This is a genomic window from Rathayibacter oskolensis, assembly GCF_900177245.1.
GTDB lineage: Bacteria > Actinomycetota > Actinomycetes > Actinomycetales > Microbacteriaceae > Rathayibacter > Rathayibacter oskolensis.
In genome coordinates this window covers 162,691-176,955 of the sequence record NZ_FXBM01000002.1, presented here as the reverse complement: position 1 = coordinate 176,955, position 14,265 = coordinate 162,691, and the positions used below count along the sequence as shown (strand labels likewise).

Below are 14,265 nucleotides of genomic sequence, written 5' to 3'. Positions count from 1 at the left end.
TGTCGCTGAAGGGCGCCGAGGTCGTCGCCACGCGGTCGGGTACGGGGCGACGTCGACTTCGACTTCACCGACGACGCGTCGGGTTGACGCTGAGAGTAGACCCGGAGCCCGCCCGGCGACAACGGGCAGAACCGCGGTCACCGACGAGAGAGCTCCGGGGCGTCGACCAGCGATCAGCCGGCGTCGAGCACCACCCTCCCGTCCAGCCCGAGCCGCTCGAGGAACGTCTCGTCATGGCTCACCACGACGAGCCCGCCCCGCCAGGCCGCGAGCACGTCGACGAGGTGGTCGGTCGTCGCCATGTCGAGGTCGTTCGTCGGCTCGTCGAGCACGAGCAGCTGCGGGACCGGCTGCGCGAGAACGAGGCCGGCGAGCGCCACCCTGAACCGCTCCCCTCCCGACAGCGTCGCCGCCGTGCGGTCGACGATCGTGCCCCTGATCAGCAGGCGGGCCAGGGCGTTGCGCAGCTCACCGGTCGGCACGGACGGAGCCGCCTTCGACACGTGCTCGAGCACGGTGCGCTCGTCGTCGAGCAGCCCGTCGCGGCGCTGAGGGAGCCAGCCGATGCGGTCGGTCAGCGCCGTCGCACGAGTGTCGACGAGCGGATGCGGTCGCGCCCCGGGTGCTCCGACGAGCTGCTCGAGCAGGGTCGTCTTGCCCGTGCCGTTGGCGCCCACGACGGCGATCCGCTCGGGCCCCTGCAGCACGGTGGTGCGCCCGAGGACCGTCCACTCGGCCAGGCGGCGCCCGACGGGCACCGAGGGATCGGGCAGCTCGATGCGCACCGCGTCGTCGTCGCGCACCGCTCGCGACGCGGCGTCGACCCGCTCCCTGGCGCGCGCCTCCGCCTCGCCGTGCCCCGAGCGCAGGCGCCCGGCGGTCGACTCCGCCCTGTTCCTGCGCGCGTCGGCGATGATCTTCGGCATCGACTCCGCCGATCGGGCTCCCGCCTTCGCCCGGCGCGCGATCGTCGTCTCGGCCTCGATGCGCTGCCGGCGCTCGGCGCGCAGCAGCTGGTCGGCGTCGCGGAGGTCGCGCTCGGCGGCCGCGCGCTCGACCGCCAGGCGCTCCTCGAACGCCGACCACGTGCCTCCGGAGGTGCGCAGCGAGCCGTCGCGCAGCTCCGCGATCTCGTCGACGTGCTCGAGGAGCTCGCGGTCGTGGCTCACCACGACGAGCGTGCCGCGCCACCGGTCGACGAGGGCGAGCAGCAGTCCGCGCGAGCGGCGGTCGAGGTCGTTCGTCGGCTCGTCGAGCACGGCGATCGGCCGATCGCGGAGGCGGACGCCCGTCACCGCGGTGAGGATCGCCTGCCCGCCCGAGAGCGTGGCGACCGGCCGCCGCAGATCGGCCTCGTCGAGATCGAGCCCCGCCTCCGCGAGTGCGGCGACCGCCCGGGACTCGACGTCCCAGTCGTCCTCGAGCGCGTCGAAGTGCCGCGGATCGGCGTCGCCGCCCAGGATCGCGTGCAGGGCGTCGAGGCGCTCGCGGACCCCGAGCAGGTCGGCGACGGTGTCGTCCGGCCCGCGCCGGAGTCTCTGCGGCAGCAGGTCGACCGGCCCGGTCGTCGAGACGGTTCCGGCCGTGGGCGCGAGCCGCCCGGTGACGAGCCGGACGAGGGTCGACTTGCCGGCGCCGTTGGCCCCGACGAGTCCGGTGCGCCCCCGCCCGAAGGCTGTGGTGACCCGGTCGAGGACGACCGAGCCGTCCGGCCAGGCGAACGAGCAGTCGGTGAGGACGACGGAGGGTGTGGTGCTGATGGAGGGCATGGTGCTCCCGGTGATGGTGTCGGCGCACGCCGACCACCGGGCTCCCGGTGTCCGGAAGCGGGGCCTCGCCCTCAGCGGGCGGGCACGGGGGTCGTCAGTGCGAGGGCAGCGTCTGCGTCGTGGACGCAGTACCGGTGCTGATGCGCAAGAGACCGTCTTCCGTGCGGGGAGCCCCCGTGTCCGCGAGCCGCCAGATCGGCCGGTGAGGTGGCCGCACCGACGTCGCGGCTCGCGACGAGGTACCCGAGAACGGTACGCGCGGGCGGCTCGCGAGCGCAAGGCCCGCCGGGCGCCCCTGCCCTTCCCCGCTGGCGCCGTCCGATCCGTCGCGATCGGCCCCCTGGAGTCGCGGGAGCCCGCCGTTCGTGACCGATCGAACGCGCCGGCCACGAGGCGCGGCGTGTGTGGCACGCTCGACGGGGAGCGCGCCCGCGGGGGCGTGCGGGAGCGGAGCGGCGATGATCGGCTTGGACCTCGAGGGGCGCACCGCCCTGGTGACCGGATCGGGGCAGGGCATCGGCCTCGCCATCGCGATCGGCCTGGCGCGGGCCGGCGCCGCGGTCGTCGTCAACGCGCGCTCGCAGGAGTCGGTGGACCGCGCGATCGGCGAGGTGCGCGCGGCCGCGCCTGGCGCCTCCGTCACGGGCGTCGCCGCCGACGTGTCGAGCGACGACGGCACGGCCGCCCTGCTCGACGCCGTGCCGGCGCTCGACGTGCTGGTCAACAACCTCGGGATCTTCGGCAGCGCCGATGCGCTCGAGATCACCGACGACGAGTGGCGCCGCTACTTCGAGGTGAACGTGCTGACCGGCGTGCGCCTCACCCGCGCCTACCTGCCCGGCATGACCGAGCGCGGGTGGGGCCGCGTGATGTACATCGGCAGCGACTCCGCCGTCGTCACCCCGGCCGAGATGATCCACTACGGAGTCTCGAAGACGGCGCTGCTCGGAGTCTCGAGGGGCTTCGCGAAGACGGCGGCCGGCACCGGCGTGACGGTGAACAGCGTGCTCGCGGGGCCGACGCACACCGGCGGCGTCGAGGACTTCGTCCACTCCCTCGTCGGCTCCGACCTGCCGTGGGACGAGGCGCAGCGCGAGTTCATGCGCCTGCACCGGCCGCAGTCGCTGCTGAAGCGCCTGATCGAGCCGGAGGAGATCGCGAACATGGTCGTCTACCTCGCGTCGCCGCTCGCCTCCGCCACCACGGGCGCGGCGGTGCGGGTCGACGGCGGCTACATCGACTCGATCGTGCCCTGACAGGCGGCGCGCCGCCCGTTCAATCGCGCGGAGAAGAGGCGTGCGGCGAGAGGGAGCCTCAGCCCTCCTGGTTGTAGTAGGGCCACGGCAGGAAGCGCCGGTCGCCTCGGCGGTCGGGCCCGCTGAGCGTGACCTCGCCGGTAGCCGCCCACTCGACTCCGCGCGGGAACATCCGGATGAACTCGATGCGCCGGAACGTGTCGATGTCGTGCCCGATGGTGATGGTGAACGAACGGCCGGCTCCGTAGCGATTGATCCAGGCGAGGGGCTGATCGGTGTTCATGCCGGGCAGGTCGGCGAGTCCGGTCTCGGGAATGGCGACCGGGTAGTGCGACATCGGCCACACCGGGGCGTTCTCGTACGACTCGAGATCGTCGAAGGTGCTGATCAGCACCTCCGCGCCGTCGTAGAGCTCGACTCCGGTGAGGATGTCGTCGCCGGTGACGGTCCAGGTCTTCGAGATGCCCTCGGTGATCGCATGGCGCGGCTCGGCGGTCGTCAGCAGCGCCTCCCCCCAGGGGCGCGGGCGGATACCGGTCGGCACGCTCAGCTTCGCGCCGCGCATCACGTTGTACTCCTCGGGGTAGCCCCAGTCGTCCTCCTGCACCGCGGAGCCGTGGAACCAGACGATGCCCTTGCCCTCGTCGTGCACGAAGCGCAGGAGCGCGGCGTCGGTCTCGGCGCCGAACCCAGTCGCCTTCTCGTGGTAGCCGTCGCGGCCCTCGAAGACGACGATCACCACGTCGTAGCGGTCGATGATCGCGGAGGTGAGGCCACGGGGGTCCTCCGTGACGCGGACGCGGAAGCGGCCCGTGTCCTGGAGCACCGTGGTGAGCCACTGATTGTGAGTGCGGAAGCTGCGGAACTCGTTGTCGTGCTCGATGGTCATGTGACCGGAGAGGATGAGCACGTCGAGGACGTCGGGCATAGGGACCTCCAGAGGCGAGGTGCGCGGGCGGGTCCAGCTCATCGGTGAGCGGCCTGTCGACCTCAGAGTCATTTTTCTACACACTAAAGTCGAATTCAGACATAAAGCAAAGCTCGCGGTGAAATCGGCGCATCTGCCTCCGGTGATGTCGGTCATCGACGTTCGGTATGGAGGCCCTCTTTTGATTGAATGAGACATAAGGTTCTCGGCATGGCGACCCACAACATCCTGATCGACGACCACAGCCTGCGGGTCCACCCCGACGGCGCCGCGCTCCTACTCCACCTGCCCTGGTACCGCAGCCTCTGGCTGTCATCCGTCGACGGTCTGGAGGTGTCGATCAACGGCTCTCCAGTGAGCACCGACCGACTCCGCTTCGAGCTCGCCGGGCGCTCCTACCGCGTCGACGAGCTGCGCGAGCAGTGTGACGTCCTCTGGTTCCTCTCGGACGCGGCGACGCTCGTGCTGGCCCTCGACGCGCCGATCGCCGCAGGGTCGACCCACCGCGTGGTCGCCTCCGCTCGACTGAGCCTGCCCTACATGCAGATCAAGCCTGAGACCTACGTGCCCCAGGTCGTCCACCAGACCCGCGATCTCATCGCGCGGACCGCCGAGGAGCCCACTCACGACGAGCTCCGGCTCGAGACGACCACCGTGGAGGCGGTGCCCGCCGCGCCGGACGAGCCGTTCAAGCTCGGGCTGACCCTCTACTCCGCGACCTCGGAGCTCAACGCGGGACAGTACGACCTCGAGTCGCTGCTCGTCCGCGTCGCCCAGGAGGGCGTCGGCCCCGGGATCGAGATCGTCGCGTCGCAGACCCTCCGCGAGTACCCCGTCGTCACTCCCGACTTCGTCTCGACCTGGCGCGCGGCGTTCGACCGTCACGGCTTCGAGGCGAGCGCCTTCGGCGCGAACCTCGACATGGGGCGCCTGCGCACGCGAGACATGAACGACGACGAGGAGTACGAGTTCTCGGCCGAGCTGCTGCGCGGCGCCCACCGCCTCGGGTTCCCGCTCATGCGGATCCAGAGCGCGCGGCGCACCCTGCTCGAGCGCCTCCTCCCCCTCGCGGAGTCGCTCGACGTCGCGCTGGGCTACGAGATCCACGCCCCGTCGGGCCCCAACGCACCGGCTGTGCAGGAGATCCGCGAGCTCTACGCCGAGCTCGATTCACCGCTGCTGGGCTTCGTCGCCGACTTCTCGTCGACGATGCACGCGATGTCGCCCGCGATCCTCCGCACGATGCGCCGGATGGGACTCGACGAGGAGGCGACCGCGACACTCCAGCGCATCTGGGCCGGGGACGCCCCCGGTCGCGAGCGCCAGGGCGAGTTCCTCGGCTATCTGTCATCGCGCGGCATCGACCCGGGCGACTTCGGCTCGTTCGCGTTCCTCGCGTTCAACATGCACGGTCACGTGCCCGTGGAGGAGTGGGCCGACATCATGCCGCAGATCCTGCACGTGCACGCGAAGTTCTACGACATCGACGACGAGGGGCAGGAGCCGGCGATCGACTACCCGGCGATCGTGGACGTCTTCGTGCGCGGCGAATTCCGCGGCTACATGTCGAGCGAGTGGGAGGGACACGCGTTCCTCGACCTCGGGGAGGTCGACCCGATCGCGCTCGTGCGGCGGCAGCACAACCTGATCCGCCGGGCGATGCACGCGAGCCTCGCCGCGGTCTGAGGAGGCTCGGCGGGCCTCGAGCCGACTGCCTCTGACGCTCGCATGCACCGGAAGGACGTCCTGGACTCCGTCGAGCACGGGCGAACCGGGACCATGCGCCGTAACGACCACGTGTCGGCCGATCGTCTCCGTGACTACTTCCTCCGCACGGTCTCCCCCCCCCCCCCCCCCCCCCCCCCCCCCCCCCCCCCCCCTCATCGCCCTGACGAACGGCCGGTCCTCCGTCAGGGCGATGACTCGGTCGCCCCCCGCATCTCCGTCGCGCACGAGGGCGACCGAGTCATCGCCCTGACGGAGGACCGGCCGTTCGTCTCCGAGGGCGCCGATGTCGACGGCGCTCTCGACGATCTGGCACTCTCCCTCCGCGAGTATGCGGAGGACTGGGAGGCCCGACTCCAGCACGCACCGAACCACAGTGAGAACTGGGCTCTCGTGCAGCTGGTCAGGCTGTCCACCGACGACGAGCTGATCGCCTGGTTCAGGCACAGCGGTGAGTGAGAAGCATCCGCCGGCCACACGCGAGGAACACGATCAGTTAGGCGAGACGGAGAAGTGGACGCTGGTCCGGAGCGCGAGCGGCGAGCCCGTCACTCATCACTGGACGTAGGAACTCACACTCCGGGACACCCGCGTCCTGCGCACCCGGATCGCACGTCCGATCGACCGGAGCGACTGCTCCTCATCGATGTGGTCGCACATCTGGCGTGAACAGCTCGAGGTCTCGTCAGGCGTCTTCTGGAGCTGTGTCGACAAGGGTGGCAGGATCCGCTACTCGCAGGCGGCCCAGACCGCGGCGAGGCCCTGCCCGCCGCCGATGCACATCGTCTCGAGCAGGTGACGGCCCCCCGTGCGCGCGAGGTGACGCGAGCCGGTCGCGAGCATCCTGGCGCCCGTCGCTCCCACCGGGTGGCCGAGCGAGATCCCCGAGCCGAGCGGATTGGTGCGCTCCCAGTCGTCGTCGGTGAAGCGCCACTCGCGGCCGACCGCGAGAACCTGCGCGGCGAAGGCCTCGTTCAGCTCGATGAGGTCCATGTCGGCCAGGGTCAGACCGACGCGGTCGAGGGCGCGCGCGGTCGCGGCGACGGGCGCGATGCCCATCCGCTCGGGTTCGACGCCGGCACGGGCCCACGAGACGAGCCGGACCAGCGGACGCAGGCCCAGCTGCGTGGCCCGCTCGGGAGTCGTGACGATGCACACGGCAGCGGCGTCGTTCTGACCGGAGGCGTTGCCGGCGGTCACCGTGGCCGCGTCGTCGAGGTCGTGCCGCACGGGCGAGAGCCGCGCCAACGCGTCGAGCGTGGTGTCGGCGCGCGGGCCCTCATCGCGCTCGACCAGCACGGAGGCGCCGCGACGGCCGAGCACCGCGACAGGCACGATCTCGTCGGCGAACAGACCCGCGTCGATCGCGGCGACCGCGCGCCGGTGCGAGCGCAGGGCCAGCGCGTCCTGCGCCTCCCGTGCGATCCCGTACTCGCGACGGAGGTTCTCCGCTGTCTCGAGCATCCCGCCGGGGACCGGGTGGTTCCGGCCCCCCGCTGTCTCGCGACCGCGACCCAGTGCGTCACGGAGGAGCAGGCCGCCGGTACCCGGCACGCCCCAGCGCCCCTCGACCGTGTAGAGCGGCGCCTGGCTCATCGAGTCGACTCCGCCCGCGAGGCAGAGATCGCTGACCCCGGTCTGGATCTGCATCGCGGCGTCGAGCACGGCCTGCAGCCCGGACCCGCAGCGCCGGTCGACCTGGGCGCCGCCGACCGTGATCGGAAGGCCTGCATCGAGGGCGGCGACGCGTCCGATCGGCGGGGCCTCGGCCGTGGGGTAGCCCTGACCGAGGATCACGTCGTCGACGTCGCCCCCGTCGAGTCCTGTGCGTTCGACGAGCGCACGCAGCACGGTGGCGGCGAGCTCGGACGGAGCGACCGTGCGCAGCGCTCCGCCGAGGCGGCCGATGGGGGTGCGCAGCGGCTCGCAGACGACGACCTCGCGCAGCTGCGTCATCGTGTCGACTCCGCGACGGCCACGATCAGGGGAGCACCGGTCGCGGCCTGCACCTCGGCGACGGTGACACCGGGCGCCGTCTCGCGCAGCACCAGCCCCTCCTCGGTCACGTCGATCACGGCGAGGTCGGTCACGATGCGGTCGACGACCCGGCGTCCGGTGAGGGGCAGGAGGCACTCGGGCACGATCTTGTGCTCGCCGGTCTTCGTCACGTGCTCCATCAGCACGATGACCGTGTCGGCGCCGTGGACGAGGTCCATCGCGCCTCCCATGCCCTTGACCATGCGCCCGGGCACCGCCCAGTTGGCGATGTCCCCGTGCACCGAGACCTGCATCGCGCCCAGCACGGCCACGTCGACGCGACCGCTGCGGATCATCGCGAAGCTCTGCGCGGAGTCGAAGTAGGCGGCGCCTGAGTTCACGGTGATGGTCTCCTTGCCCGCGTTGATGAGGGTGGGATCCTCCTCGCCCTCCCACGGGTAGGGCCCGACACCCAGCACGCCGTTCTCGGAGTGGAGGATCACCTCGACGCCGTCGGGGATGTGGTTGGGGATGAGCGTCGGCAGCCCGATTCCGAGGTTCACGTAGGCGCCGTCGGTGAGTTCGAGAGCCGCGCGGGCAGCCATCTCGTCACGGGTGAGCGGGGTCATGCGCGAACCTCCTCTCGCGAGGCGCGGGGCCTCACGGTGCGCTTCTCGATCGGCAGGTCGGCGGCCTCGTCGGCCGAGAGCTCGACGATGCGGTCGACGTAGATGCCCGGCAGGTGGATGTCGTCGGGATCGAGCACGCCCGGCTCGACGAGCTCGTCGACCTCGGCGATCGTGATGCGCCCCGCCATCGCAGCCGGCGGGTTGAAGTTGCGTGCCGACCTCGCGAAGACGAGGTTGCCGTGGCGGTCGCCACGAGCGGCGCGCACGAACGCGAAGTCGGTGACTATCGCCTCCTCGAGCACGTACTGCGCGGGCTTCCCGAGCGACTCGAAGACGCGTACCTCCTTGGGGTCGCTCCGCACGACGACACTGCCGTCGGCGCCGTAGCGCCAGGGGAGCCCGCCCTCGGCGACCATCGTGCCGACGCCGCTGGCGGTAAAGAAGGCGGGGATGCCGCTGCCACCGGCGCGCAGCCGCTCGGCGAGCGTGCCCTGAGGGGTCAGCTCGACCTCCAGTTCGCCGCCGAGGTAGCGGCGCGCGAAGTCCTTGTTCTCGCCGATGTAGGAGGCGGTGACGCGGTCGATCCGGCCCGCTGCGAGCAGCTCGCCGAGACCCCAGCCGTCGACCCCGCAGTTGTTCGAGACCACCGACAGGCCCGTCGTGCCCTGGGCGAGGAGCGCGCGGATCAGCACGATCGGCACGCCGACCAGGCCGAAGCCGCCCACCGCGATCGAGGCTCCGTCGGGGATGTCCGCGACGGCGACCGCCGCGCTCGCTCGGCTCTTGTCCACCGTCATCGTCGGTCCTCTGCTTCGTCGTTCGTGGTCGTGGGGTCGGTGCCGCCGGGGTCGGTGGCGCCGGAGTCGGTGCCGCCGAGCTCGGCCAGCACCTCGCGGAGGCGCGCGAACGCGGAGTTGGCGGCCGGCAGCCCCGCGTAGAGCGCGGTGTGCAGCAGCACCTCCGAGAGCTCGGCGCGGGTGACGCCGTTGCGCAGCGCACCGCGCAGGTGCATCGGGATCTCATCCTCGGCGCGCAGCGCCACCAGCGCAGCGAGGGTGATCATGCTGCGCTCGCGTCGGGCGAGACCGGGCCTCGTCCACACCTCACCCCAGGCGTAGCGCGTGAGGAACTCCTGGAAGTCGGCGGTCTCGGGCGTGACGCGCGCTGCGGCGGCGGCGACGTGCGCGTCGCCGAGCACGGCCCGGCGGGTCGACGTGCCCGCGGAGGCGTGGCGCGCGACGATCGCGGCCAGTCGTGCGGGCGCCTCGTAGCCGGGCAGGTGCGCGACTCCGTCGAGCACCTCGACGCGGGCGCGGGGCATCGCCTCGGCCTGCTCGCGCACGCTCTCGAGCGGCATCGCGGCGTCGACCGCGCCGGCGACGAGCAGGACCTCGCTCGTGACCGTCCGCTCCCCCGGGCCCGCGAGCGCCTCGCAGCACAGCGCGTAGGACTCGTCGTCGACATCGACCAGCTCGCCCAGCGCGGCACCGACGGTGTCGGGGGCGAGGCGCACGAAGTCGGGCGCGAACCACCGCTCGGCGCTGAGCGTGACCAGGGAGGCGGTGCCCCCGCGGCGGGCGCGCTCGGCCCGCTCGGCCCAGCCGTCGGGAGTGCCGATCCGGGGCGCCGAGCAGACGACGGTGAGGGAGGCGAGCCGCTCGGGAGCGTCGGCCGCGAGCTGCAGGCCGATCGCGCCGCCCAGCGAGATGCCCGCGTAGTGGAAGGCGCCGCCCCCGGCCGCGTCGACGAGGACGAGCACCGCCTGCGCCAGCTCGTCGATCGTGAAAGGTTCGGAGGCGGCGGGGCTGCGCCCGTGCCCGGGGAGGTCGAAGCGCAGCACTCGGAACGAGCGCGCCAGCTCGGGCAGGCACGCCTCCCACAACCGGGTGGTGGTGCCGAGTGAGGGGCCGAGCACCAGCAGAGGGGTGTCGGCCCGGGACGAGGTCGTCGCGGTCGTGAGTCCGGCGAGCACGGGGACGGTCATGAGGCGGCCTCCCGGTCGGAGCCCGCGGAGGGAGCGCCGGAGCCGCGCACCGCGGCGAACCGCGCGACCGCCGCGTCGATCCACGCGCCGGCCACTCCCGGCGAGGCCGAGGGCTCGAAGGCGCGCGCGACGCGCTCCTGCAGGGAGTCGTCGCCCAGAGAGCCGATCATGCCCGAGACCACGACGCGCAGGGGCCGACCGGTGGCGGTGCTCTCGTGGGACGCCCGAGCGAGCAGCGCGAACGCCTCCGGACGGCCGAGATGCTCGCCGAGCAGGACCGCCACGTCCTCGCTGAAGGCGGAGCCGTCGCCCGAGACGAGCTGCTCGCGCATCGTCTCGACGTGCACCTCGAGCGACCCGGCGAGGTCGGCGGCACCGGTGACCGCGGCGAGCGCCGACTCCTGCAGCTGCTGCAGCGGGCGCCACTCGGCGTGCCAGGAGCCGCTGGGGCGCTGGTCCTCGGCGGCGAGCGCCGAGAAGAGCGCGCCGACGAGTCCGGGAGCCTGCCGGGCGGCGGCGACGACCAGCACGGCGCCGATCGGATTGCGCTTGTGCGGCATCGCCGACGAACCGCCCTCGCCCTCGCCGAGACTCTCGGTGAGCTCGCCGGTCTCGGTGCGGGCGAGCACGGTGACGTCGAGCGCGACGGCGCCCGCGGCTCCGGCGGCGAGTCCGAGCGCCGAGGCCAGCTCGACGACGGGCGTGCGGTCGGTGTGCCAGACGGCGCGGGCGCGCAGGCCCACGCGGGCGGCGAATCCGTCGACGACCCGCAGGGTGCATTCGAGGGCGCCTGACTGCCCCGAGCGCTGGCCGACGACGGCGACCAGCGTCGCGAGGGTGCCGACGGCCCCGCCGAGCTGTGCGGGAAGCGATGTCCGAGCGCGGCGGACCGCGGCGAGCGCCGAGGTCACACCGCCCAGCCTCGAGGCGGCGACCGCACCGAACACCGTGGGGGCCGCGTGCTGGCCGAGCGTGCGGCCGACCGTGGGCGTGCCCCGGTGCCGATCGGCGAGCTCGGCGAGGGAGTGGCCCAGCCGGACCAGCTCGGCGTCGATCCGCTCGAGCACGGCCGCCGCGCGGATCATCGTCGCGGTGTCGACGATGTCCTGGCTGGTCGCACCGAGGTGGAGCGTGGAGCCCGACCCCGGTACCAGCGCATCGGCGGCGTTCCGGAGGCGCGGCACGAGCGGGATCACGGGGTTGCCTCCCGCGCGGGCCTCGTCGGCGATCGCGTCGAGCTGCGCGAGCACGGCGGCTCGGATCGCCCCGGCGTGCGGGGCGAGGTCGACGTCGACGACGCCCTCGTCGGCGAGAGCGGCGGCGAGTGCCAGCTCGGCGTCGATCATCGCCCCGAGCAGCGCCTCGTCCCCGGTCGCCTCGCGGATCGACGGCGAGGCGAGTGGGTCGACGAGGCTCCTCCGCTCAGCCATCGAGTCCTCCCGAGAGGTCGAGGAAGACGGTCTCGCCCTCGCCCTGCAGCCGGATGTCGAACCGGACGACAGGCAGCCCCGTCGCGTCGCCCTCGTCGACGACGAGCAGGGTGCGCCGACGCACCGGATCGAGCGAGCGCAGCAGGCGGTCGGTGGAGTCGTCGCCAGCGAAGTAGGCGCGGGTGCTCAGGTGGTGGGTGACGCCGCGCGCGAAGACCGTGACGACGACGAACGGTTCCGCGCCGTCGGGGGCTCCCGGGCGCACCGTGGTGAAGGCGTACTCACCGGAGCGCGTGGTGGCGGTGCGTCCGAATCCCGTGAAGGCGATGCCGTCGCGCAGCAGGCTCCCCCGCGCAGTCGGCACGCGACCCTCGGCGTCGCGCTGCCAGATCTCGACGATAGCGTCGGGCACGGGATCGCCTGCCCCGTCGGTGATCGTGCCGCGGAGGCGGATGGCCGCCGGGTGCGACGGCGCGACCAGCTCGGGGCCCCCGTCGTAGGGCAGCGCGTAGCCGAAGAACGGGCCGACCGTCTGCGACGGCGTCTGCGCCGTGGCGCGCGGCTCAGACATGCTCTTCCTCCCCCTCGAGCGGCGTCGACCGCGATCCGGTGAGCACGACGTCCCAGCGGTAGCCGAGCGAGAACTCGGGGGTGCTGCTGTCGTGGTCGTAGGCGCCGACGAGCCGCTCGCGGGCGGCGGGGTCGGCGATCGACTGCAGGATCGGGTCGAGCGCGAACAGCGGGTCTCCAGGGAAGTACATCTGCGTGATCAGGCGCTGGGTGAATGCGGTGCCGAAGAACGAGAAGTGGATGTGCGCGGGGCGCCACGCGTTGCGGTGGTTGCGCCACGGGTAGGCGCCCGGCTTGATCGTGGTGAATCGGTAGCCGCCGTCGGCGCCCGTGATGAGCCTCCCGACACCGGTGAAGTTGGGGTCGAGCGGGGCCGGGTGCTGGTCGCGCTTGTGCACGTAGCGGCCGGACGCGTTCGCCTGCCACAGCTCGACCAGCTGCCCGGCAACGGGGCGACCGTCTCCGTCGAGCACCCGGCCCGAGACGGTGATGCGCTCGCCGAGCGGCTCGCCGGCGTGCTGGACGGTGAGGTCGCTCTCGTACTCGTCGACGTCGGTGTGGCCGAAGGCGGGCGAGGTGAGCTCGATCTCCTCGGGATCGGCCCGCACCAGCTCGTGGGTCGGATGGCGCAGCACCGTGCTCCGGTAGGGCGGGTAGTCGCGGCGCGGGTGCAGCTCGGGCGCACCGCCCTCGACGACACGGCGCCGGGCGTCCTCCTGGACGGCGGCGATCTCCTCCGAGATCTCGGCCTGTCCCAGCGGCGGCCGGCTCAGCGGCGCGCTCACAGCGGGAGCCCCGTGTACTGCTCGGCCAGGGAGCGCCGGGCGTGCACCGAGTCGACGACGTACCCGAGGCGTCCGAGCTGCGCGTGGAAGTCGAACTCGCCGCTCACGGTCGCCGGCGGTCGATGCAGCAGCTCGGTCATCCACACCGAGAACTGCTGCACCCGCCACTGCCGCGAGAGCGCGGCGGCCTCGTAGCCCTCGAGCAGCGCGTCATCGCCCCCGACGGCGGCGATCAGTCCCCGCACCAGCAGGACGACGTCGGCGATGGCCGAGTTGAGCCCCTTGGCGCCGGTCGGCGGCACGATGTGGCCGGCGTCGCCCACCAGGAACAGTCGTCCGTGGGCCAGTCGCGACGAGACGAAGCTGCGCATCGGCGTGATCGACTTCTCGGTGATCGGCCCCTCGTGCAGGGTCCAGCCCTCGACGCCCAGCCGCGTCTGCAGCGCCTCCCAGATGCGCTCGTCGGGCCAGGCGGCGATGTCGTCATCGGGGTCGACCTGCAGGTAGAGGCGAGACACCGAGGAGCTGCGCATCGAGTGCATCGCGAAGCCGTCGGTGTGCAGCGCGTAGATCAGCTCGTCGGTCGAGGGGGCGACGTCGGCCAGGACCCCCAGCCAGGCGTACGGGTAGGCACGGTCGAGCTCGGCGCGCTCGTCGGCCGGGATGCTCGGTCGGCTGATGCCGTGGAAGCCGTCGGCGCCGACGACGTACGAGGCCTCGAGCCGGTGCTCCTCGCCTCCGTGCCGGTAGGTGACCGCCGGGTGCTCGCCGTCGAGATCGTGCAGCTCGACGGAGGAGACGCCGTAGCGGATGTCGCTGCCCTCGGCCTCGTGCGCCGCGATCAGGTCCTTCACCACCTCCTGCTGCCCGTAGACCGTGACGGTGCGACCGATGAGCTCGTCGAAGTCGACGTGATGGCGGCGGCTGACGCCGTTCGCGTCGGGGCCCTGCAGGTAGATGCCCCGGTGGCGCATCCCGTCGCTGGCGATCCGCTCGCCCAGGCCGAGCTCCGTGAGCACGTCGACCGAGCTCTGCTCGAGGACACCGGCGCGGATGCGCGACAGCACGTACTCGCGCGAGCGGTTCTCGAGGACGACGGAGTCGATGCCGGCGCGTCGGAGCGCCCAGCTGAGCAGGAGGCCCGCGGGCCCGGCGCCGATGACGGCGACCTGTGTGGAGTGTGGGGGCACGGGGTTCCTCGCGACGGTGACA

At 72.5% G+C, this 14,265-nt stretch carries 12 protein-coding genes; 2 read left to right on the top strand and 10 right to left on the bottom strand.

Going from position 1 to position 14,265, the window contains the following annotated elements; translation table 11 throughout:
* Positions 1-173: 173 nt before the first annotated feature.
* Positions 174-1,769 (bottom strand): ATP-binding cassette domain-containing protein, encoded by a 1,596-nt coding sequence (locus B9Y99_RS09960; RefSeq protein WP_208856925.1) that lies wholly within the window; start codon positions 1,767-1,769, stop codon positions 174-176.
* Positions 1,770-2,230: 461 nt separating this feature from the next.
* Here B9Y99_RS09960 and B9Y99_RS09955 point away from each other — a divergent pair, with 461 nt between their 5' ends.
* Complete coding sequence (locus B9Y99_RS09955; protein WP_085477343.1) at positions 2,231-3,025, top strand: SDR family NAD(P)-dependent oxidoreductase; 795 nt, start codon at positions 2,231-2,233, stop codon at positions 3,023-3,025.
* Positions 3,026-3,083: 58 nt separating this feature from the next.
* On the opposite strand, the gene B9Y99_RS09950 is transcribed toward B9Y99_RS09955, so the two are convergent.
* Positions 3,084-3,953 carry a ThuA domain-containing protein gene (locus B9Y99_RS09950; protein ID WP_085476467.1) on the bottom strand — a complete coding sequence of 290 codons (870 nt, stop codon included), beginning with the start codon at positions 3,951-3,953 and terminating at the stop codon, positions 3,084-3,086.
* A 210-nt stretch (positions 3,954-4,163) separates the two neighbouring features.
* On the opposite strand from B9Y99_RS09950, the gene B9Y99_RS09945 reads away from it, so the two are divergent.
* Complete coding sequence (locus B9Y99_RS09945) at positions 4,164-5,639, top strand: C-glycoside deglycosidase beta subunit domain-containing protein (protein WP_085476466.1); 1,476 nt, start codon at positions 4,164-4,166, stop codon at positions 5,637-5,639.
* A gap of 768 nt (positions 5,640-6,407) precedes the next feature.
* On the opposite strand, the gene B9Y99_RS09935 is transcribed toward B9Y99_RS09945, so the two are convergent.
* The 8 genes from B9Y99_RS09935 to B9Y99_RS09900 are packed head-to-tail and all read right to left on the bottom strand — an operon-like array spanning position 6,408 to position 14,243.
* On the bottom strand, positions 6,408-7,634 hold the full coding sequence (locus B9Y99_RS09935) for an acetyl-CoA C-acetyltransferase (RefSeq protein WP_208856924.1): 1,227 nt from the start codon (positions 7,632-7,634) through the stop codon (positions 6,408-6,410).
* Positions 7,631-8,284: a CoA transferase subunit B gene (locus B9Y99_RS09930; protein ID WP_085476464.1), complete on the bottom strand. Its 654-nt coding sequence runs from the start codon at positions 8,282-8,284 to the stop codon at positions 7,631-7,633. Before B9Y99_RS09930 ends, B9Y99_RS09935 begins: the two co-directional genes overlap by 4 nt.
* Entirely contained in the window at positions 8,281-9,081 is an 801-nt protein-coding gene (locus B9Y99_RS09925) for a CoA transferase subunit A (RefSeq protein WP_208856923.1), read from the bottom strand. The genes B9Y99_RS09930 and B9Y99_RS09925 overlap by 4 nt, the downstream gene beginning before the upstream one ends.
* Complete coding sequence (gene pcaDC, locus B9Y99_RS19185) at positions 9,078-10,268, bottom strand: bifunctional 3-oxoadipate enol-lactonase/4-carboxymuconolactone decarboxylase PcaDC (protein WP_085477341.1); 1,191 nt, start codon at positions 10,266-10,268, stop codon at positions 9,078-9,080. The genes B9Y99_RS09925 and pcaDC overlap by 4 nt, the downstream gene beginning before the upstream one ends.
* A complete protein-coding gene (locus B9Y99_RS09915) occupies positions 10,265-11,698 on the bottom strand; it encodes a lyase family protein (protein WP_085476462.1) in 1,434 nt (477 codons plus the stop codon). The genes pcaDC and B9Y99_RS09915 overlap by 4 nt, the downstream gene beginning before the upstream one ends.
* Complete coding sequence (pcaG, locus tag B9Y99_RS09910) at positions 11,691-12,269, bottom strand: protocatechuate 3,4-dioxygenase subunit alpha (protein WP_085476461.1); 579 nt, start codon at positions 12,267-12,269, stop codon at positions 11,691-11,693. Before pcaG ends, B9Y99_RS09915 begins: the two co-directional genes overlap by 8 nt.
* Positions 12,262-13,053, bottom strand: coding sequence for a protocatechuate 3,4-dioxygenase subunit beta (gene pcaH / locus B9Y99_RS09905; protein ID WP_085476460.1), 792 nt, complete (start codon positions 13,051-13,053; stop codon positions 12,262-12,264). Before pcaH ends, pcaG begins: the two co-directional genes overlap by 8 nt.
* Positions 13,050-14,243 (bottom strand): 4-hydroxybenzoate 3-monooxygenase, encoded by a 1,194-nt coding sequence (locus B9Y99_RS09900; protein ID WP_085476459.1) that lies wholly within the window; start codon positions 14,241-14,243, stop codon positions 13,050-13,052. The genes pcaH and B9Y99_RS09900 overlap by 4 nt, the downstream gene beginning before the upstream one ends.
* Positions 14,244-14,265: the final 22 nt, after the last annotated feature.

Excerpts from the sequence above, each read along its gene's own strand:
- pcaDC (WP_085477341.1), bottom strand. The coding sequence starts at position 10,268 with ATGACCGTCCCCGTGCTCGCCGGACTCACGACCGCGACGACCTCGTCC.
- B9Y99_RS09915 (WP_085476462.1), bottom strand. The coding sequence starts at position 11,698 with ATGGCTGAGCGGAGGAGCCTCGTCGACCCACTCGCCTCGCCGTCGATC.
- B9Y99_RS09930 (WP_085476464.1), bottom strand. The coding sequence starts at position 8,284 with ATGACCCCGCTCACCCGTGACGAGATGGCTGCCCGCGCGGCTCTCGAA.
- B9Y99_RS09960 (WP_208856925.1), bottom strand. The coding sequence starts at position 1,769 with ATGCCCTCCATCAGCACCACACCCTCCGTCGTCCTCACCGACTGCTCG.
- B9Y99_RS09945 (WP_085476466.1), top strand. The coding sequence starts at position 4,164 with ATGGCGACCCACAACATCCTGATCGACGACCACAGCCTGCGGGTCCAC.
- B9Y99_RS09950 (WP_085476467.1), bottom strand. The coding sequence starts at position 3,953 with ATGCCCGACGTCCTCGACGTGCTCATCCTCTCCGGTCACATGACCATC.
- B9Y99_RS09925 (WP_208856923.1), bottom strand. The coding sequence starts at position 9,081 with ATGACGGTGGACAAGAGCCGAGCGAGCGCGGCGGTCGCCGTCGCGGAC.
- B9Y99_RS09935 (WP_208856924.1), bottom strand. The coding sequence starts at position 7,634 with ATGACGCAGCTGCGCGAGGTCGTCGTCTGCGAGCCGCTGCGCACCCCC.
- pcaG (WP_085476461.1), bottom strand. The coding sequence starts at position 12,269 with ATGTCTGAGCCGCGCGCCACGGCGCAGACGCCGTCGCAGACGGTCGGC.